The organism is Pseudonocardia sediminis (genome assembly GCF_004217185.1).
In the GTDB taxonomy this organism is placed as follows: Bacteria; Actinomycetota; Actinomycetes; order Mycobacteriales; family Pseudonocardiaceae; genus Pseudonocardia; species Pseudonocardia sediminis.
In genome coordinates, this window is the sequence record NZ_SHKL01000001.1 from 415505 (window position 1) to 434976 (window position 19472).

The 19472-nt window shown below is 74.2% G+C and carries 19 protein-coding genes; 11 read left to right on the forward strand and 8 right to left on the reverse strand.

Annotated elements, in window-relative coordinates:
- Positions 1-37 precede the first annotated feature (37 nt).
- Genes EV383_RS02045 through ssd form a run of 5 tightly spaced genes read right to left on the reverse strand, consistent with a single transcriptional unit; the run spans position 38 to position 4227 of the window.
- The gene (locus EV383_RS02045; protein WP_130288332.1) at positions 38-253 is read right to left on the reverse strand and encodes a DUF4244 domain-containing protein; all 216 of its coding nucleotides are present in this window, start codon (positions 251-253) and stop codon (positions 38-40) included.
- Between the two features lie 56 nt (positions 254-309).
- Entirely contained in the window at positions 310-1032 is a 723-nt protein-coding gene (locus EV383_RS02050) for a type II secretion system F family protein (protein WP_207223407.1), read from the reverse strand.
- Positions 1029-1976, reverse strand: coding sequence for a type II secretion system F family protein (locus tag EV383_RS02055; RefSeq protein WP_130288334.1), 948 nt, complete (start codon positions 1974-1976; stop codon positions 1029-1031). Before EV383_RS02055 ends, EV383_RS02050 begins: the two co-directional genes overlap by 4 nt.
- The gene (locus EV383_RS02060; protein WP_130288335.1) at positions 1970-3127 is read right to left on the reverse strand and encodes a TadA family conjugal transfer-associated ATPase; all 1158 of its coding nucleotides are present in this window, start codon (positions 3125-3127) and stop codon (positions 1970-1972) included. The genes EV383_RS02055 and EV383_RS02060 overlap by 7 nt, the downstream gene beginning before the upstream one ends.
- On the reverse strand, positions 3124-4227 hold the full coding sequence (ssd, locus tag EV383_RS02065; RefSeq protein WP_130288336.1) for a septum site-determining protein Ssd: 1104 nt from the start codon (positions 4225-4227) through the stop codon (positions 3124-3126). The genes EV383_RS02060 and ssd overlap by 4 nt, the downstream gene beginning before the upstream one ends.
- A 444-nt stretch (positions 4228-4671) precedes the next feature.
- On the opposite strand from ssd, the gene EV383_RS02070 reads away from it, so the two are divergent.
- On the forward strand, positions 4672-5553 hold the full coding sequence (locus EV383_RS02070; protein ID WP_130288337.1) for an HAD family hydrolase: 882 nt from the start codon (positions 4672-4674) through the stop codon (positions 5551-5553).
- Positions 5554-5866: 313 nt separating this feature from the next.
- Here EV383_RS02070 and EV383_RS02075 read toward each other — a convergent pair whose 3' ends face one another.
- Positions 5867-6628 (reverse strand): oxidoreductase, encoded by a 762-nt coding sequence (locus tag EV383_RS02075; protein ID WP_130293737.1) that lies wholly within the window; start codon positions 6626-6628, stop codon positions 5867-5869.
- 192 nt (positions 6629-6820) lie between these two features.
- Between EV383_RS02075 and acs the strand changes: the two genes are divergently transcribed.
- The 4 genes from acs to EV383_RS02095 all read left to right on the forward strand — a co-directional run bounded on the left by acs (position 6821) and on the right by EV383_RS02095 (position 10955).
- On the forward strand, positions 6821-8785 hold the full coding sequence (acs, locus tag EV383_RS02080) for an acetate--CoA ligase (RefSeq protein ID WP_130288338.1): 1965 nt from the start codon (positions 6821-6823) through the stop codon (positions 8783-8785).
- A 76-nt stretch (positions 8786-8861) separates the two neighbouring features.
- Positions 8862-9290, forward strand: a complete 429-nt coding sequence (gene arfB, locus EV383_RS02085) for an alternative ribosome rescue aminoacyl-tRNA hydrolase ArfB (protein ID WP_130288339.1) — start codon at positions 8862-8864, stop codon at positions 9288-9290.
- Positions 9291-9471: 181 nt separating this feature from the next.
- Positions 9472-9993 (forward strand): phage holin family protein, encoded by a 522-nt coding sequence (locus EV383_RS02090; RefSeq protein WP_130293740.1) that lies wholly within the window; start codon positions 9472-9474, stop codon positions 9991-9993.
- Positions 9994-10001: 8 nt separating this feature from the next.
- Complete coding sequence (locus EV383_RS02095; RefSeq protein ID WP_130288340.1) at positions 10002-10955, forward strand: alpha/beta fold hydrolase; 954 nt, start codon at positions 10002-10004, stop codon at positions 10953-10955.
- A gap of 9 nt (positions 10956-10964) precedes the next feature.
- Here the strand turns inward: EV383_RS02095 and EV383_RS02100 are convergent, their stop codons facing one another.
- Positions 10965-12050: a glycerophosphodiester phosphodiesterase gene (locus EV383_RS02100; RefSeq protein ID WP_130293742.1), complete on the reverse strand. Its 1086-nt coding sequence runs from the start codon at positions 12048-12050 to the stop codon at positions 10965-10967.
- Between the two features lie 200 nt (positions 12051-12250).
- Between EV383_RS02100 and purD the strand changes: the two genes are divergently transcribed.
- The 3 genes from purD to EV383_RS02115 all read left to right on the forward strand — a co-directional run bounded on the left by purD (position 12251) and on the right by EV383_RS02115 (position 15255).
- Positions 12251-13513 carry a phosphoribosylamine--glycine ligase gene (gene purD / locus EV383_RS02105; protein WP_130288341.1) on the forward strand — a complete coding sequence of 421 codons (1263 nt, stop codon included), beginning with the start codon at positions 12251-12253 and terminating at the stop codon, positions 13511-13513.
- Positions 13514-13755: 242 nt separating this feature from the next.
- On the forward strand, positions 13756-13974 hold the full coding sequence (locus EV383_RS02110) for a hypothetical protein (protein WP_130288342.1): 219 nt from the start codon (positions 13756-13758) through the stop codon (positions 13972-13974).
- Between the two features lie 156 nt (positions 13975-14130).
- Positions 14131-15255 (forward strand): pyridoxal phosphate-dependent aminotransferase, encoded by a 1125-nt coding sequence (locus EV383_RS02115; protein ID WP_130293744.1) that lies wholly within the window; start codon positions 14131-14133, stop codon positions 15253-15255.
- A gap of 46 nt (positions 15256-15301) precedes the next feature.
- Here the strand turns inward: EV383_RS02115 and EV383_RS02120 are convergent, their stop codons facing one another.
- The gene (locus EV383_RS02120; protein WP_130288343.1) at positions 15302-16444 is read right to left on the reverse strand and encodes a threonine aldolase family protein; all 1143 of its coding nucleotides are present in this window, start codon (positions 16442-16444) and stop codon (positions 15302-15304) included.
- A 131-nt stretch (positions 16445-16575) separates the two neighbouring features.
- Here EV383_RS02120 and EV383_RS02125 point away from each other — a divergent pair, with 131 nt between their 5' ends.
- From EV383_RS02125 to EV383_RS02135, 3 genes are read left to right on the forward strand one after another with little or no spacing between them, the layout of a single operon-like run.
- Positions 16576-17142 (forward strand): TetR/AcrR family transcriptional regulator, encoded by a 567-nt coding sequence (locus EV383_RS02125; protein WP_130288344.1) that lies wholly within the window; start codon positions 16576-16578, stop codon positions 17140-17142.
- Between the two features lie 57 nt (positions 17143-17199).
- Complete coding sequence (gene purB, locus EV383_RS02130) at positions 17200-18618, forward strand: adenylosuccinate lyase (protein ID WP_207223408.1); 1419 nt, start codon at positions 17200-17202, stop codon at positions 18616-18618.
- Positions 18615-19472: a phosphoribosylaminoimidazolesuccinocarboxamide synthase gene (locus tag EV383_RS02135; protein WP_130288346.1), complete on the forward strand. Its 858-nt coding sequence runs from the start codon at positions 18615-18617 to the stop codon at positions 19470-19472. The genes purB and EV383_RS02135 overlap by 4 nt, the downstream gene beginning before the upstream one ends.

The following is a 19472-nucleotide window of genomic DNA, read 5'->3' on the forward strand; positions in this document are numbered from 1 at the left end:
CCCGCGGTCGGCGTCGCGGGCCGGGCCGGCCCCCGGGTCAGAACGTCGTGGACAGCGCACGTTGCACGATCCCGGTCAGCGCTCCCACGATGGAGTCGCCACTGACGACGGCGTAGAGGACGGCGGCGAACGCTGCCGCGGCCACGGTCCCGATGGCGTACTCGACGGTGCTCATGCCGTCGTCGTCGTGGGCCAGGGCGGCGAGCCGGGTGCGCAGGACGGCGGTGGTGTCGTTGGTCGTGGTGTCGTTCATCGTGGTTCTCCTTGTGTGGTGGGCACGGGACGTGCCCGGAACGGATCCGGTGGTGGTCACCACCGGGCGAACGCCTCTCCGGCGAGGCCGATCACGATCGGCACGATCCCGAGGACCAGGAACGCCGGCAGGAAACAGAGACCGAGCGGTGCGGTGATCCGGACGGCGGCGCGCTGTGCCTTCGCCTCGGCCAGGTCGGCCAGCTCTGCGCGCAGGCGGGCCGCCTCGGCCTCCGCGGTCCGGCCCAGCGCCGCGCCGGTCGCCGCCGAGCGGCTCGCGGCTCGACCGAACGGGGCCAGCTCCGGCAGCGGTGCGGTCGCGGCCCAGGCCTGCTCGGCGCCCGCACCGAGGGCGAGGAGCCCGGAGGTCCGGCGCAGGGCCGACCCGGCCGGGCCGGGCAGCCGGTGCGCCGCGGCCTCGACCGCGACCGGCACGGCGAGGCCCACCCGCAGGCAGACGGCCAACAGGTCCCAGGCCGCGGCCAGGTCACCGGTGTCGGTGCTCCCGCGGAGGGATGCACCGGCCAACCGGCGGGCCGCGACGACCACCGCGGTCCCGATCCCGAGACCGGTGACCAGACCGCCGGTGCCGCCGACGACCGCCCAGACGGCGGCTGCCGCGGCCAGCGCTCCGACCACGACCCATCGGGTGCGCACCGTGCCGTCGGCCGGCTCGGTCTCGCCGCCGTCGCCGGACAGGTGGGCCAGACGCGACCGGCCCGTGCGGGCTCCGGCGAGCAGTAGAGCCGCGGCCAGAAGAAGGGGGACGAGCGCGCTCATCGGGCCACCGCCGCGTGCAGGATCCGTTCCGACCACAGCACCCCGGCCGCGGTCAGGCCGCATCCGACGACGAGGAGTCCCTGCCCGAGCAGGCCGTCGCGCAGGACACCGAGCGGGTCGGTGCCCATGAGCTGTCCGAGACCGACCCCGAACAGCGGCAGCGTGGTCAGCACGGCCGCGGTGGCACGCGGGCCTGCCAGCTGGGCGCGGACCCGCGACCCGTGGGCCAGGCGCCAGCGGATGTCGTCGAGGGTGCCGGCGAGCAGGTCGGCCAAGGGGGCGCCGTGCCGGTCGGCCAGCTCCCAGGCGGCCGCGACCCGTTCCAGGTCGGGCGCCGCGGCGGTCCCGGTCCCGCGGTCGGTCACCGTCTCGCCCATCGCCGAGCCGTCGCCGTTCGGTCCCCTGTCGGCACGGCCCGGATCGGCCCGTCCCTCGGCGGCCCGTCCCTCGGCAACCCGTCCCTCGGCGACCCGGCCCTCGGCAACACGGCGCAGCGCGGCCGGGACCGGTTCGCCGAGGCGGGCCGCGGCCTCGGCCGGGCCCAGCAGCTCGCGGGCCATCGGGCCGTCGTGCGCCACCCCGGCCAGAGCCGCCGCGGGGTGGGCGCCGGTGCGCAGCTCGTCGGTGATCCGGGACAGCGCGTCGGCGAGCTCGGCGGCCGCGGCGGCACGGACCCGCTCGACGCGGGCCCGGTCGCGCCGCCGTCGCACCACCGCGACGGCCGCCGGGCCGCACAGTGCCCCGGCCGGTCCGAGGAGCAGGAACCCGCCGACGCCGCCGGCGGCCACCAGCGCCGCGCCGACCGGGAGCCGGCGCGTCACGGGCGTCGTGCCGGCCGGCCCCGCCAGCCCCGCCAGGCGACCCGGGCCGGGCGCGCGGGGCAGGACGAGCAGGCTCGCGGCGAGGGCTGCGAGGGCGAGGGCCGTGCCGGTCGCGTTCACCACGGCGGGGTCACCCCGCGCTCGGTCAGCATCTCGCGCAGCGCGTCCTGTCCGGGCCCGGCTCCGCGGTCACGGGTCCAGGCGGGGGAGACGGAGACGCCGCCGTCGTCGTCACGGCGCAGCACCCCGACGGCGTCGAGCACGCGTCCGCCGTCGCGGTGACGGCGCATCTGCAGCACCACCTGCACCGCGGCGGCGAGCTGGCTGTGCAGCGTCGACGGCGACATTCCGCCCAGCCCGGCGAGGGCCTGCATCCGGGCCGGGATCTCCCGGACGGAGTTGGCGTGCACGGTGCACGCGCCGCCGTCGTGACCCGTGTTCAGTGCGGCCAGAAGATCACACACCTCGCCGCCTCTGACCTCACCGACCACGAGCCGGTCCGGGCGCATCCGCAGGGCCTGGCGCACCAGCTCGCGCAGCGGCACCCCGCCCGCGCCCTCGATGTTCTCCGGCCGGGCCACCAGCCGGACGACGTGCGGGTGCCGTGGCCGGAGCTCCTCGGCGTCCTCGACGGTGACCAGGCGTTCGCCCGGATCGACGGCGCTGAGCAGGGCGTTCAACAGTGTCGTCTTCCCCGAGCCGGTTCCCCCGGCCACCAGCACCGCCAGCCGTGCCGCGACGACGGCCCGCAGCACGGTCTCGCCCGCGCCGTCCAGGGCGCCCAGGCGGCGCAGCTCGCCCAGGTCGTGCGCGGCCGGGCGGAGCACCCGCAGCGAGATCGAGGTGCCGTCCGCGGCGACCGGCGGCAGCACCGCGTGCAGCCGGACGCCGGCGTCGGCCAGCCAGCCGTCGACGTACGGGCTGGCGTCGTCGAGCCGGCGCCCGGCGGCCAGCGCCAGCCGCTGGGCGAGCCGGCGCACCGCGGGCTCGTCGGCGAACGTGACGGGTGTCCGCTGCAGGCCGGAGCCGCGGTCGACCCAGACCGCGTCCGGGGCGGTGACCAGGACGTCGGTGGTCCGTGCGTCGCGCAACAGGGGGTCCAGCGGGCCGGCGCCGACGAACTCCTGGCGCAGCGTGCGCAGGGCGGCGAGCACGTCGAGGTCGGAGGCCACACCGCCGGCCTCGGCCCGGACCGCGGCTGCGACGGCGGCCGGGCCGGTCTCCCCGCCGGCGTCGGCCAGGCGCGCCCGTACCCGCTCCACCAGCGGCGTCACGACGCGATCCGGAGCCGGGAACCGGAGACCTCGCCGAGCCGGTCGAGCACCGCGTGCCCGGCGTCGGACAGCGCGCCGCGACCCGCGCCGGGGAGCTTCCCGTGCTCGGTCTCGCCCTCGATACCGGGTTCGGCGCGCATGAACGTCAGCACCGGCAGGCCGACCGACCGGGAGACCTCGCGCGCGGTGATCCCGCCCGGGGACGGCCCGCGGACCACGATCTCGACCGTCCGGGTGTGCTCGGCCAGGACCGCGGCGACCCGGCCGGCGGCGGCGCAGGAGCGCAGGTCCGCCGGCACGACCAGCACGGTCAGGTCGGTGGCGCCGAGCGCGGCCAGCGCCGCCTCGGTCGGGTAGCGGGGTAGGTCGCACACCACGGTCTCGCCGCCACGCCGTCCGGCGTCGAGCACGGCCGAGACCGACGAGCGCTCCGGGCCGTGGGCCGAGCGCGCGCAGGACAGCACGGCCAGCTCGCCGTGCCCGGCCGAGGCCAGGTCGGCGCGGGGCAGCGCGGAGTGCAGGGCGGCGGACTGCACCCGCCCACCGGCGACGGTGAGCTCGGGCCAGCGCAGGCCGCCCGCCTGCTCGGCGCCGATGAGCAGGTCCAGCCCTCCGCCGAGCGGGTCGCAGTCCACGAGCAGGGCGTCGGCTCCGGTCCGCGCCGCGGCGACGGCGGTCGCGGTGGCCAGCAGCGAGGCCCCGGCCCCGCCCCGGCCGCCGACGACCGAGACGACCGCACCGGAGCGCCCGCCCGGAGCCGGGCGCTGCACGGCGTCGGCGAGCAGGCCGACGAGCCAGTCCTCGCCCTCCGGCAGGGCCGCGACGTTCGCGGCGCCGACCGAGACGGCCAGCCGCCACACCTCCGGTGACGGTTCACCGCGCACCACCACGACGACCCCGTCGCGGCGCGGCAGTTCGGCGTCCGCGCAGAGCCCCGCCGCCGCCGGGTCGAGCAGCACGGCCGGTGCCGCGGTCCACCAGCGGCGGGCGTCGGAGCCGTCCACCGCCCGCGTCACCTCGACGCCGGCGGCCGCGGCCAGACGCAGCATCGCGTCGAGCAGCTCCGGGTCCTCGGCCATGATCAGGCAGCGCCGGTCCATCTGAGTCCTCCGCCCCGCCCGCCGGATGCGGGCCTGGGACGAGAGTGCGGCCGCCGGAGACCGTTTCCACGACGAGTTGTTCGCCTGTGGACGGAGCGACCGGGTTGTGGACAACTGCGGCGGCGGGAGGAGACACACCGGACATGGGACGGCCCCCGCCAGGGGGGATTGGCGGGGGCCGTCAGTTGGTTCAGCCCCGGGGGGTCGAGCTGAACCCGCTCGGACGAGTCCGAGCTGTCATCAACTGTAGCCGTAATCATGGTGTGACGCCCATACCCGAATTGCGGCTGCGCCGACCGGTATCCGGAATCGTTCTCGTCCGGCACACCACTCCGGGGCACGGACCGGTGGTCGCGATCGAGCGACCGATCACACCATCGTGGTACTTCTCGCCGGGGCGGCCGGGGGCGTACCGCGCCGGGCGGTCTGGCAGTCTCGACCGGCGTGCACGTCCCCGACATCGCTCCCATCGAACGGCCCCGCGCCGCGGCGTTCTTCGATCTGGACAAGACCATCATCGCCGGGTCCAGCGCACTGGCCTTCAGCCGCCCGTTCCGCCGCGAAGGGCTCATCAACCGCCGGGTCCTGCTGCGCAGCGCCTACGCGCAGCTGCTGCTCGTCGTGTCCGGGGCCGACGAGGACACGATGGACGTCCTGCGCCGCCGGCTGACGGCGATGTGCGAGGGCTGGGAGGTCGCGCAGGTCCGCGCGATCGTGGCCGAGACCCTGCACGAGGTCGTCGAGCCGCTGGTCTACGCCGAGGCCACGGCCCTGATCGAGCGCCACCGCGCGGACGGCGAGGAGATCGTCATGCTGTCGGCCTCCGGGCAGGAGGTCGTCGAGCCGATCGCGGCGATGGTCGGCGCGGACCGCTTCCTGGCCACCCGGATGGCGACGCGTGGCGGCCGGTACGCCGGGGAGATCGAGTTCTACTGCTACGGCGAGCACAAGGCCGACGCCGCCCGCCGGATCGCCGAGGAGCAGGGCTACGACCTCGCGCTGTGCCGGGCCTACTCGGACTCGATCACCGACCTGCCGCTGCTGGAGGTCGTCGGCCACCCGACGGCGGTGAACCCGGACAAGGCATTGCGCCGGGTCGCCGAGCAGCGAGGCTGGCCGGTGCTGACGTTCGCGCGCCCGGTCCCGTTGCGTGCGCGTCTGCGCTCCGGCCCGGCGATCGCGGTCTACGGCGCGTCGGCGGCCGCACTGGCCGGCGCGGGGTGGCTGGCGCTGCGGCGCCAGCGCGCCGTACCCCTTCCGGCGCAGCGGGCGCTACGCCCGTTCCGGGCCCGTCTGCGGCGACCGGCGGCTACCTCGCGCACCTGAACCGGTGCACTCGTCGAGCGGTCTTGCCCGGGCGTGTCGCGAGGTCTAGGAAGAGGTCACGGACCCCGGTCAGGCCAGAGGCGGTACGGCAGAGAAGTACCCGTCTCCCCATCCCCGGGCTCCGTGCGCGAGCCGGGCACTCGAGGCGACAGCACGCCGCGGGAGGCATGTCGTCGTGGGCCTGCGTTCCGGGACGCCGGGCGCCGAGGCCACCAACACGACACGTAGTGCACGCCAGGACCCCGGGACCTCGCGTTGGTCGGGCGGTGTCTCCGCGAGGAGGCGCCGCCCGATCCGTTTCTCCGGGGACGACCTACTGCGCCTCGGCGATCGAGACGCCCTCGCGCCCGCCGGCCTCCCACTCCGCGCAGCAGTGCCGGATCCACGTGGCCAGCCCGTCGGCGGTCCCGGTCGCGAACGCCTCGGACGCGCTGCGGTACTCAGCCGAGCGGCGCAGGTGCCCGACCTCCGGGACGGCGAGCCCGCGGGGGTCGAGTCCGGAGGAGATCGCGGTCAGGCGGGCCGCGGCGCGGGCGACGACGCCGTCCGCGGCGCCGAACGGGCGCAACGTCAGCAGCTCACCGTGCACGACCGCGACCAGCACCGGCGCGGCGACCTTCGTGCCGCCGGTGACGAGGTCGGCGAGCATCGACAGTCGCGCCGAGACGTCCTGACCGGGACGCGGCCGGCCCAGGCCGTCCTGGTGCTCGGAGGCCGGGAGCAGGTCCGCCGCGGCCAGTACGTGCAGCCGGGCCAGCGCCTGCAGCGGGGCGGTGCGCCAGGCGTCGGACAGGCGGTTGCGCTCGTCGGCGATCCGGACCGCGCCGGCCAGCACCGGGTTCTCGACGTGGTCGGAGCGCTCCGGCGTCAGCGGCGCGCCGTCCAGCGCGGCCGAGGCGCGGGCCGCCCGCAGAGCCGCCTCGGCCGACGTCGCGGGCCAGCCGCGCCGGTTCGCCGGGTGGTTGTGCACGGTCGTCACCGCGTCCCGGGCCCCCGCGACGGCCTCGGCGACGCCGGGCAGCTCGGCGAGGGCGGTCAGCGGGTCGGTCGCGGAGGCGGGAGGCACGCCGTCCATCGTCGCACCGGGCGCTCCGGGGGCCGCCGTCACCACGCCCCGGAGGGGAAGACCGGGACATCCGGGCAGGTAGGTGGTCCTGTCCGGACTGACGGTGCGCGCGAGGTCACGGTTCACTAGCGTCTGAGCGCACACGCGCGCGCACGTCTGGTGCGCAGCTAGATCCAGCCGCGTCGAGGAGGACACGAGGAAATGGCCGAGTCCGAAGCAAAGCTGAGCGCCCTGGCCACGGAGACCCGGGCCTTCCCGCCGCCCGAGGAGTTCGCCGCCCAGGCCAACGCCAAGGCCGATCTCTACGAGCACGCGGACGCCGACCGGGAGGCGTTCTGGGCCGAGCAGGCGGACCGGCTGAGCTGGTCCAAGAAGTGGGACAAGGTCCTCGAATGGGAGACCCCGTTCGCGAAGTGGTTCGTGGGCGGTCAGCTCAACGTCGCCTACAACTGCGTCGACCGCCACGTCGAGGAGGGCAACGGCGACCGGGTCGCGCTGTACTGGGAGGGCGAGCCCGGTGACTCCCGGGAGATCACCTACGCCGACCTCAAGCGCGAGGTCTCGAAGGCCGCGAACGCTCTGACCGAGCTCGGCATCGGCAAGGGCGACCGCGTCGCCATCCAGATGCCGATGATCCCCGAGACGGCGATCTCGATGTTGGCCTGCGCCCGCATCGGCGCGATGCACAGCGTCGTGTTCGGCGGTTTCTCCCCGGGTGCGCTCAAGGCGCGCATCGAGGACGCCGAGTGCAAGCTGCTGATCACCACCGACGGTCAGTACCGGCGCGGCAAGCCGGCGCCGATGAAGGAGAACACCGACGAGGCCGTCGTCGGCACGACGATCGAGCACGTCCTCGTCGTCAAGCGCACCGACACCGACGTCCCCTGGACCGACGGCCGCGACCTCTGGTGGCACGACACCGTCGGTAAGGCCTCGGAGGAGCACACGCCGGAGGCGTTCGACTCCGAGCACCCGCTGTTCATCCTCTACACCTCGGGGACCACGGGTAAGCCCAAGGGCATCCTGCACACCTCCGGTGGCTACCTGACCCAGACCGCCTACACCCACAACGTGGTCTTCGACCACAAGCCGGGCGAGAGCGTCTACTGGTGCACCGCCGACGTCGGCTGGGTGACCGGGCACAGCTACATCGTCTACGGCCCGATGGCCAACGGCGCCACCTCGGTCATGTACGAGGGCACGCCGAACACCCCGCACGAGGGCCGGCACTGGGAGATCGTGCAGAAGTACGGCGTGACGATCTACTACACGGCGCCGACGCTGATCCGCACGTTCATGAAGTGGGGCGAGCAGATCCCCGCCGAGTACGACCTGTCCTCGCTCAAGGTCCTCGGCACGGTCGGCGAGCCGATCAACCCCGAGGCCTGGATGTGGTTCCGGGAGAAGATCGGCGCCGAGCGCTGCCCGATCGTCGACACCTGGTGGCAGACCGAGACCGGCGCCATGATGATCGCCCCGCTGCCCGGCGTCACCGAGACCAAGCCGGGCTCGGCGATGGCCGCGCTGCCCGGGATCGCGGCCTCGGTCGTCGACGAGCAGGGCAACGGCGTCGGCAACGGCGAGGGCGGCTACCTCGTCCTGGACAAGCCGTGGCCGTCGATGCTGCGCGGCATCTGGGGCGACAACGAGCGCTACAAGGACACCTACTGGTCCAAGTTCGCCGAGCAGGGCTACTACTTCGCCGGGGACGGCGCCAAGTACGACGACGACGGCGCCATTTGGCTGCTCGGCCGCGTCGACGACGTCATGAACGTCTCCGGTCACCGCATCTCCACCACCGAGGTGGAGTCGGCGCTGGTCAGCCACCCGACGGTGGCCGAGGCCGCGGTCGTCGGCGCCTCCGACGAGACGACCGGGCAGGGCATCGTCGCGTTCGTCATCCTGCGCGGCAGCGCGGCGAAGGACGGCGGCGACGACGCGATCAAGGCGCTGCGCGACCACGTGGCCAAGGAGATCGGGCCGATCGCCAAGCCGCGCCAGATCCTGGTCGTGGAGGAGCTGCCCAAGACCCGTTCCGGGAAGATCATGCGGCGGCTGCTGCGTGACGTCGCCGAGAACCGCGACGTGGGCGACGTGTCGACGCTGGCCGACTCGTCGGTGATGGACCTGATCTCGAGCGGCATGAAGGAGGGCAAGGAGGACTAGTCACCCTCCTCACCCACAGGACCGGCACCCCCGGACGGCGCGACCGTCCGGGGGTGCCGTCCGTCATGCTGGGCCCATGGAGGGCGATGGCATCCGGGTGCGACGCGGGTTCGTCGTCGGAGAGGGCGAGCTGCGGTGGCGCTTCTCCCGGGCCTCCGGGCCCGGCGGGCAGGGCGTGAACACCACCGACTCACGGGTCGAGCTCTCGTTCGATGTGGCCGGCTCGCCCAGCGTGCCCGCCGCGATGCGGGAACGGGCGACGTCGCGGCTCGCGCACCGTCTCGTCGACGGCGTGGTCACCGTCGTCGCCCAGGAGCACCGCAGCCAGCTGCGCAACCGCGAGGCCGCGCGGGAGCGCCTCGCCGCCCTGCTGGCCGAGGCCACGGCCGCGGCACCCCCGGCGCGGCGGCCGACCCGCCCGACGGCCGGGTCGCGGCGTCGCCGTCTCGACGCGAAGACCCGGCGCGGCGCGACCAAGCGCCTGCGCGGTCGTCCGGACGAGTAGACGCGCCCCCGCGGGCGGCGGGAGCGCACGGTCACCGGATCGGTACCTCCGAAGGTGTGGCGCAGCCGAGCGGTCACCGGGTGCGCATGGCACGATGACGGCTCATTGATCGGCGGCAGGGAGCGCGGCCCCTCGGTCGAGTCGACACTGGAGAGACCGCGTGGTGCAGGAGGGGAAGACGGTGGCGAGCTCGACCAGCAAGTCCAGCGGCGCGGAGGTTCCGCCCGTCCTGCCCTCGATCCCGCTCTCGCCCGAGCCCGGCCCCCGCGACCAGTCCATCGGCGCGCTGGCCAAGGACGTCACGACGCACCTGTCCTCGCTGGTCCGCTCCGAGGTGGAGCTGGCCAAGGCTGAGGTCAGCGCCGAGGTGAAGAAGGGCGTGCAGGGCAGCATCTTCTTCGTGATCGCCGCGGTGATCGGGCTGTTCAGCCTGTTCTACCTGTTCTTCACCCTCGCTGAGTTCATCGCGCTCTGGCTCAACCGGGCCGCCGCGTTCGGCATCACGTTCCTGTTCATGCTGCTGGTCGCCGGTGTCTTCGGGCTCCTCGGCTACCTGCGGGTGCGCAAGCTGCGCAAGCCCGAGCGCACGATCAGCACGCTGAAGGACTCCGCCCAGGTGTTCTCGAGCGTGGGCAAGTCCTCCGACGACGGCCCCCGGGAGCTGACCACCGAGTCCGGGCGGCACGCCGCGCGCACCTCCTAGAGCCGGGGGTGGGCACGTCCCGGCAGGGCAGGCCGAGCTCCCCGGAGCCGTCCTCGGTCCGGCTGCCGGGCCCGTGGACGCACCGCTCGGTCTCGGCCAACGGGATCCGGATCCACGTCGCCGAGTACGGCAGCGGCCCGCTGGTGGTGCTGCTGCACGGGTTCCCGGAGTTCTGGTACTCCTGGCGCCACCAGATCGTCGCGCTCGGCGACGCCGGCTACCGCGTCGTCGCGCCGGACCTGCGCGGCTACGGCGACACCGACAAGACACCCCGCGGCTACGACCTGTGGACGCTGGCGGGTGACTGCGCCGGTCTGGTCCGCGCCCTCGGCGAGTCCCGGGCGCACCTGGTGGGGCACGACTGGGGAGCCGCGATCGCCTGGACGGTCGCGTCCCTGCACCCGCGCCTGGTCGCCTCGCTGACCGGGCTGGGGGCCCCGCACCCGATCGCGATGCGCGACGCGCTGGTCACCGACCCGATCGGCCAGGGCCGGGCCAGCCGCTACATGGCCGGGTTCCAGGTGCCGCGACGTCCGGAGCGCTCCCTGCGCGCCGACGGCGGCGCCCGCGTCGAGCGCATCATGCGGGCCTGGGCCGGTCAGGAGTGGTCCGGGACCGGCGACTTCTCCCACGTCACGGCGCACAACCGGCGCGCGATGCTGATCTCCACCGTCGCGCACTGCTCACTGGAGTACTACCGCTGGGCGATGCGCTCGCAGCTGCGCGCCGACGGCCGCCGGTTCGCGCGCGCGATGTCGGAACCGACGCCGGTCCCGGTCCTGCAGGTCCACGGCGCCGACGACCCGTGCGTGCTCGACACGACGATGCGCACCTGCGAGAAGTGGACGGCGGGCGAGTTCACCCACCACACGCTGCCCGCGACCGGCCACTTCCCGCACCAGGAACGTCCCACCCACACGACGACCCTGATCGCGGCCCACCTCGCGGCGCGGTCGTACTGAGAGCCGGGATCAGCGGCCGGTGACGGCGGCCAGCGCGGTGTCGGGGTTGTCGGAGAAGACGCCGTCGATCCCGGTGGCGAGGAAGGCCCTGTACTCGGCGAAGACGTCGCCGTACTCGGACTCGGCGCCGGGGGAGCGCAGGTTCGCCGGCAGGAACGAGTTCTCGTTGCGGAACGTGTACGGGTGCACGATCAGCCCGGCCGCGTGCGCGTCGCGCACGAGCGGGGTCACCGCGCCCAGCGACACGTCCGGGTTGCGGGCGATCACCTGGTCCTTGTTCGGCCCGACGGCGTCGGCGTAGGTCGAGATCTCCTTCAGACCCGCGGCCGTGGTCAGGTCGGCCCAGGTCCGCTTGTCGCCCGCGGCCACGAGGTCGGCCGGGGCGCCGGTGGCGTCGGTGAGCTGGACCAGCGGCAGCTTCAGCTGCTTGCGCAGCTCGCGCAGGTTCTTCGTCTCGAACGACTGCACGAACACCGGCGCGCCGCGGCGGTTGAGCCCGGCCCGGTTCAGGGTGGCCACGAACCGCGGCTCGATCGCTTTCCCGAGCCCGGCGAAGTAGGTGGAGTGCTTGATCTCCGGGTAGATGCCGATCTCGCGGTGCAGCTCCGCGGACAGGCGCTTGCGCAGCTCGATGAGCTCGGTGAACGTCGGGATCGGGTACCGGCCGTCGTAGATGCGGTTGCGGGGGCGGATGTCGGGGATCCGCTCGACGGCGCGCAGGGTGCGCAGCTCGGCGAGGGTGAAGTCCTCGGTGAACCAGCCCTCGTAGCGGGTCCCGTCGATCGTCTTGGCGGTCTTGCGGTTCGCGAACTCGGGGTGCCGGGCGACGTCGGTGGTGCCGCCGATCTCCGGCTCGTGCCGGCACACCAGCTCGCCGTCCTTCGTGGACACGAGGTCGCACTCCATGTAGTCCGCGCCCATCCGCGCGGCCAGCTCGTAGGAGGCCAGCGTGTGCTCCGGGCGGTAACCGGACGCGCCGCGGTGCCCGATCACCAGCGGCCGCTCGCCCCCGCCGCCGGTCGGTCCCGCGGTGGAGGCCGCCGCGGGGGACGCCCCGGCGACGGCGAGCGGGCCCAGCACGGCCGCGGAGGCCATGCCGGTCAGGACCGACCGGCGTCCGACACCGGAACGGGGGGTGCGGTCACCGGGGGACAGGCGGGCGCGCAGCTTCGACACGTTCACGCGGGGACGATGACACGAACGGGCGTCATCCGAGAAGGTCGAACGGTGTCCGGCGGGTGAACGACGGATGCCGGTGCGGCGCCGCCGGAGCGCTGGATCTAGGGTCGGCGACCGTGCGAGTCCTGGTCGTCGGAAGCGGCGCGCGTGAGCACGCCATCGCAGTGTCGCTGGCGCAGGACCCGGAGGTGACGGCACTGGCCTGCGCCCCGGGCAACGCCGGCACGTCCGCGGTCTCCGAGCAGCTCGGCCTCGACGTGGCCGACAACGCCGCGATCGTGGCGCTGGCGCGGAGCTGGTCGGCGGACCTGGTGGTGATCGGGCCGGAGGTACCGCTCGTCCACGGTGCCGCCGACGCGGTCCGCGAAGCCGGCATCGCCTGCTTCGGCCCGAGCGCCGCGGCGGCCCGGATCGAGGGCTCCAAGGCGTTCGCGAAGAGCGTGATGAGCTCGGCAGGGGTGCCCACCGCGTCGTCGGTGATGGTGGACAACCCGGCGCACCTCGACACCGCCCTGAGCGTGTTCACCCCGCCCTACGTCGTCAAGGACGACGGTCTGGCCGCCGGCAAGGGCGTCGTCGTGTCCGACGACGTCGAGGTCGCCCGCGCGCACGCGCTGATGCTGCTCGACGCCGGCCACCCGGCGCTGCTGGAGTCGTTCCTCGACGGTCCGGAGGCGTCGCTGTTCTGCCTGGTCCACGGCTCCACCGTGGTGCCGCTGCTGCCGGCGCAGGACTTCAAGCGGGTCGGCGACGACGACACCGGCCCGAACACCGGCGGGATGGGCGCCTACGCGCCGCTGCCGTGGGCCTCCGACGACCTGGCCGACGAGCTCGTGGAGCGGGTCGTCCGCCCGGTCGCCGAGGAGTTGGAGCAGCGTGGGGCTCCGTTCTCCGGCCTGCTCTACGCGGGTCTGGCGATGACCTCCCGCGGCCCCGCCGTGATCGAGTTCAACTGCCGCTTCGGCGACCCCGAGACCCAGGCCGTGCTGGCGCTGCTGCGCACGCCGCTGGCCCGGCTGCTCCACGCCACCGCGACCGGCACGCTGGCCGACGAGCCGCCACTGGAGTGGGCCGACGGCTCCGCGGTGACGGTCGTCGTGGCCGCGGAGGGCTACCCGGCCACGCCGCGGCTGGGCGACGTGATCACCGGGGCGGAGGGCGACGGCGTGCTGCACGCCGGGACCCGCCGCCGCGACGACGGCGCGGTCGTCTCCAGCGGTGGGCGGGTGCTCTCGGTCGTCGGCACCGGCGACGACCTCGCGGCCGCGCGGGCGGACGCCTACGCGCGCCTGGAGCCGGTCCGGCTGGCCGGGTCGCACCACCGGACCGACATCGGCCTGCGCGCCGAGCGCGGCGAGATCTCGATTCCGTCCGGCTGACACGGTCCGTGTGTGAACGCGGAGTTACTGCCGCGTCGCACCGCCCGTGTGCCGGGGATCCGGTCACACACCGCTGACCTGCTGGGCCGTTCGGTCTAGAAGCACTGCTCTCTTCGGCTTGTACAGAGCGTGCAAACAGCGTGTAAAACGGGCCCTCCGAGTTTGATCTGTCCAAACTGTCCGGGAGATCGTCTTCGCACCCCGCACGCATCCGGTGTGCGGTGATCACTGGAGGTTCTCCCATGGCTCACGCTCCCCAGCCGCGCCGCTCGAAGAAGGCCATCCTCGGCGGTGCCGCGCTGGCCCTCGTCGCGGCTCCGGCCGTCATGCTCGGTGTCGCCGGCACCGCCTCGGCCGCCGAGCTGACCCCGATCGCCGAGTACCTCGACCAGACGGTCGCCGACGAGGAGGCCTCGATCGGCGCCGCCCTCGACGCCCTGGGCCTCGAGGCCGCCGAGTAGGTCGGCTCCGACGACCGGCCGGGCCCCGGTGACGACGACGCCACCGGGGCCCGCCCGCGTCCGGCCTTCTACCCTCGGGCGGTGACCGGACGCAGCGCCACCGACCCCGCCCGTCTCGGCGTCGCCGCCCGCGCCGCCGTCGCCCCGTTCCACGTGATGGACGTGTGGGCCGCGGCGGGCGAGCGGGCGCGGACCCACGGCGACCTGATCAACCTCTCGGCCGGGCAGCCGTCCACCCCGGCGCCGGAGGCGGTGCGCACGGCCGCGATCGAGGCCCTGCAGGGCGAGGTGCTCGGCTACACCGTCGCCCCCGGCATCCCGGAGCTGCGCGAGGCGATCGCCGCGCACTACCGGCGCACCTACGACCTCGACGTCGACGCCGGGGACGTGGTCGTCACGACCGGATCGTCCGGCGGGTTCCTGCTCGCGTTCCTGGCCGCCTTCGACGCCGGGGACCGCGTCGCGATGGCCCGCCCCGGCTACCCCTGCTACCGCAACATCCTGCACGCCCTGGGCTGCGAGGTCGTCGAGCTGCCGTGCGGGGAGGAGACCCGCTTCCAGCCGACGGTCGCGATGCTGGAGGCGCTCGACGAGCCGGTGAAGGGCCTGATCCTGGCCAGCCCGGCGAACCCGACCGGCACGGTCCTCGAACCCCTGGAGCTCGCCGCGCTGGCCGCGTACTGCGAGAGCAACGGGATCCAGCTGGTCAGCGACGAGATCTACCACGGGATCACGTTCGCCGGCTCGCCGCCGACGTCGTGCGCGTGGGCGACCTCGCGCGAGGCGCTGCTGGTGAACTCGTTCTCCAAGTACTTCTCGATGACGGGCTGGCGGCTGGGCTGGCTGGTCTGCCCGCCGCGGCTGCGGCGCACGATCGAGGGCCTCGCCGGGAACTTCACGGTCTGCCCGCCGGCGCCCGCGCAGTACGCCGCGCTGGGGGCGTTCGCGCCGGAGTCCTACGCCGAGGCCGACTCCCACGTGCTGCGCTACGCCCGCAACCGCGACCTGCTCCTCGACGGACTGCCCGCACTCGGCCTGGACCGCCTGGCCCCGGCCGACGGCGCGTTCTACGTCTACGCCGACGTCGGCGACAAGCTCCGCGCAGGCGAGGACTCGATGGCCTTCACCTACCGGATGCTGGCCGAGACCGGCGTCGCCGTCGCCCCGGGCGCGGACTTCGACCCGGTCGACGGCGGGCGGTTCGTGCGGTTCTCCTGCGCCGGCGCGACCGAGCACGTCGCGGAGGCGCTGGAACGCCTGCGCCCCTGGCTCGGCGCCTAGGGCGCGGGCCCGGGACCCGACGCCCGCGTTCGACGCGACGGCCGCGTCAGATCGACGGGTCCCGGACGGGACGGGCCCGGGCGCCGTCGCCGGTCGGGCCGCCGAACGGCCCGGTGCTGGCCGGGCCGACCTCGCCGATGCGCTCCAGGGCGGTCTGGATGTGCCGGTCCCCGACGTCGCGGTGGGTCATCAGCCGCAGCTTGCCGCCGATCGCCCCGGCCAGGACGCCGGACTCGGCGAGGTGCGCGATCGTGCCCGGCAGGTCCGCGACGTCGACGAGCACGATGTTGGTCTGCGGCTCCCGGACCCGCCAGCCGCGGTCGCGCAGGCCCTCGGCCAGCGTCGACGCCCGGGCGTGGTCCTCGGCGAGGCGGTCCACCGAGTCCAGTGCGTGCAGGCCCGCGGCGGCCAGGATGCCGCCCTGGCGGACCCCGCCGCCGAGCATCTTGCGCAGCCGCCGGGCGTGCTCGGTGAACTCGGCCGACCCGGCCACCACCGACCCGACGGGCGCGCCGAGGCCCTTGCTCAGGCACACCGACACGGTGTCCGCGCCGACCGTGAGCGCCGCGGGCGGGACGCCGAGGGCGACCGAGGCGTTCCACAGCCGCGCGCCGTCGAGGTGCACGGCCAGCCGCGCGGCGCGGGCCGCGGCGGCGACCGCGGCGTGCTCCTCCGGCGCGACGACGGTGCCGCCGGCGGAGTTGTGTGTGTTCTCCAGGCAGAGCAGCGCGGGCTTCAGCGAGGCGTAGAAGCCGTCCGAGGCGGCGGCGCGGCGCACGGCCGTCGCCGAGATCTTGCCCGGTCCGGCGTCGTGCGGCAGCGGCCGCGGCATGCCGCCGGCCAGCCAGGCCGCCGTGCCCAGCTCGAAGTCGAGGACGTGCGCGCCCTGCGGCGCCAGGAACGCCTCACCCCGGCCGAGGTGGTGCATCAGCGCGATCAGGTTGGCCATCGACCCGGTCGGAGTCCACAGGGCGTCGGCCGCGCCGAGCAGCCCGGCGATCCGTTCCTCGAGCCGGCGCATCGTCGGGTCGCGGTCGAGCACGTCGTCGCCGACCTCGGCCGCGGCCATCGCCTTGCGCATGGACGGGGTCGGCACCGTGACGGTGTCCGACCGCAGGTCGACGGGCTCGTCGAACCGAGATGATCGCCTGCTCCGGGGGGACGGTCGCACCCGACCAGTGTCCGTCATCGGGCCGACGATCTCCGTTCAGGGTCACGAAACGGTCACGACGACGCGCCGAACGGCTCGTGAGCGGTGACGGGAGGCGACGGTCGGCGGGCGCCCGGGGCCGTGGGGGCGGGAACCGGAAGAATGGGGCGATGGCCACCGAGAAGGGTGAACGCCGGCGCGGCCTGCTCGCCGCGGCGGCCGCCGAGCTGCTCGCCGAGGGCGGGTTCGAGGCGATCCGGCACCGCGCCGTCGCCGAACGCGCGGACGTGCCGCTGGCCGCCACGACCTACTACTTCGGCACCCTCGACGACCTGGTCATCGCCGGGGCCGAGCACCTGGGCCGCACCGAGCTGGACGAGGCGAGGGCCTCGCTCGACGCCGCCCGCCCGCACGACGACCCGTCGGAGGTCGTCTTGGACATGCTGCTCGGTGCGCGGTCGCGCACCGACGGGCTCGACGCGGTGCTGCGGCGCTTCGAGCGTCTGGTCGGCGCGGGCCGCCGTCCCTACCTGGCTCCGCTGATGCGGGACCAGCGCACCGAGCTGGACGCGCTGCTCGCCCAGGCGCTGCGCCGCGCCGGGCACACCCCGGACGCGAAGGAGCTCCGCCGGATCGTCGCCCTGATCGATGGCGCCGTCGTCTCCGCGCTGATCGAGGCCGACGCCGACCCGCGCCGGATCGCGCGCGAGGCATTGGTCGACGCCCTCTCGCGCTGAGCGGCGACCGGGCACCGGTGTCGGCGGCGCCCGGAGCAGCGCATATCCTCGCTTCACGTGATCCCCAACGTGCTGGCCGCCCGGTACGCGAGCCCCGAGCTCGTCCGACTGTGGTCGCCGGAGTACAAGATCCAGCTCGAGCGACAGCTGTGGATCGCGGTCCTGCGTGCCCAGCGTGACCTCGGCGTGGACGTTCCCGAGCAGGCCATCGCGGACTACGAGCGGGTGCTCGACCAGGTCGACCTCGCGAGCATCGCCGAGCGTGAGCGCGTCACCCGGCACGACGTGAAGGCCCGGATCGAGGAGTTCAACGCCCTCGCCGGACACGAGCAGGTCCACAAGGGCATGACCAGCCGGGACCTGACCGAGAACGTCGAGCAGCTGCAGATCCGGCTGTCGCTGGAGCTCGTCGCCGACCGCACGGTCGCGATCCTGGCCCGCCTCGGCCGTCGCGCGGGGGAGTACGCCGAGCTGGTGATGGCCGGTCGCAGCCACAACGTGGCCGCGCAGACCACGACGCTGGGCAAGCGTTTCGCGTCCGCTGCCGACGAGCTGCTCGTCGCGCACGCCCGGCTCGAGGAGCTGCGTGTCCGCTACCCGCTGCGCGGGATCAAGGGCCCGATGGGCACCAGCCAGGACATGCTCGACCTGCTCGACGGCGACACCACGAAGCTCGACGACCTGGAGCGCCGCGTCTGCGAGCACCTCGGGTTCGCGGAGCGGTTCACCAGCGTCGGGCAGGTCTACCCGCGCTCGCTCGACCACGACGTCGTCTCCGCGCTGGTGCAGCTCGCGGCCGCGCCGTCGTCGCTGGCCACCACGATCCGCCTGATGGCCGGCGCCGAGCTGGCCACCGAGGGCTTCGCGCCCGGGCAGGTCGGCTCGTCGGCGATGCCGCACAAGATGAACGCCCGCTCCGCGGAGCGGATCAACGGCCTGACCGTGATCCTGCGCGGCCTGTCGGTGATGACCGCCGAGCTGTCCGGCTCGCAGTGGAACGAGGGCGACGTCTCCTGCTCGGTGGTGCGCCGGGTCGCGCTGCCGGACGCGTTCTTCGCCCTCGACGGCCTGTACGAGACGACGCTGACCGTGCTCGACGAGTTCGGCGCCTACCCGGCCGTGATCGCCCGCGAGCTGGACCGCTACCTGCCGTTCCTGGCCACGACCGCGGTGCTGATGGCCGCCGTGCGCGCCGGCGTCGGCCGGGAGACCGCGCACGAGGTGATCAAGGAGCACGCCGTCGGCGTCGCGCTGGCCATGCGGGAGAAGGGCCAGGCCGACAACGACCTGATCCAGCGCCTGTCCACCGACTCGCGCCTCGGTCTGCCCGACGGTGCCCTCGACGGCCTGCTCGCCGACCCGCTGAAGTTCACCGGCGCGGCGACGGCCCAGGTCGCGGCCGTGCAGGAGCGGATCGCGACGATCACCGCCGAGCGTCCCGAGGCCGCCGCCTACACCCCGGGAGGAATCCTGTGAAGCTGCTGCACTCGGGCAAGGTCCGCGAGCTCTACCTCGACGAGTCCTACGACCCGGCGCAGCTGCTGCTCGTCGCGTCCGACCGGCTCTCGATCTACGACGTCGTTCTGCCGACGCCGGTGCCGGACAAGGGCGCGATCCTGACGGCGCTGTCGCTGTACTGGTTCGAGCGCACCGGCGACCTGGTGCCCAACCACGTCATCGGCACCGACGACGTCCCGGACGAGTTCGCCGGGCGGGCCGTGCGCTGCCGCCCGCTTCAAATGCTGCCGGTCGAGTGCATCGCCCGCGGCTACCTCACCGGGCTGGGGCTCAAGGAGTACGAGAAGGACGGCACGGTCTCCGGCATCGCGCTCCCCGACGGCCTCGTCGAGGGCTCGCAGCTGCCCGAGCCGATCTTCACCCCGACCACGAAGGCCCCGGTCGGCGAGCACGACGAGTTCATGACCTTCGACGAGGTGATCGCACTGGTCGGGCGCGACACCGCCGAGCGGCTGCGCGACCTCACGCTGGAGGTCTACCGCCGCGGTGCCGAGTCGGCCGCACAGGGCGGGATCCTGGTCGCGGACACGAAGCTGGAGTTCGGCCGCGACACCGACGGGGAGATCGTCCTCGGTGACGAGGTGCTCACGCCGGACTCGTCGCGCTTCTGGCCGGCGGATCAGTACGAGCCCGGGCGGGTGCAGTTCTCGTTCGACAAGCAGTACGTCCGCGACTGGTCGTCGAACCTGGACTGGGACCGCACCGCGCCCGGGCCCGAGGTCCCGGACGACGTCATCGGGGTCGTGCACGACCGCTACGCCGAGGTCTACCGCCGGATCACCGGACGGCAGTGGGTCTCCCCGACGCCGTGA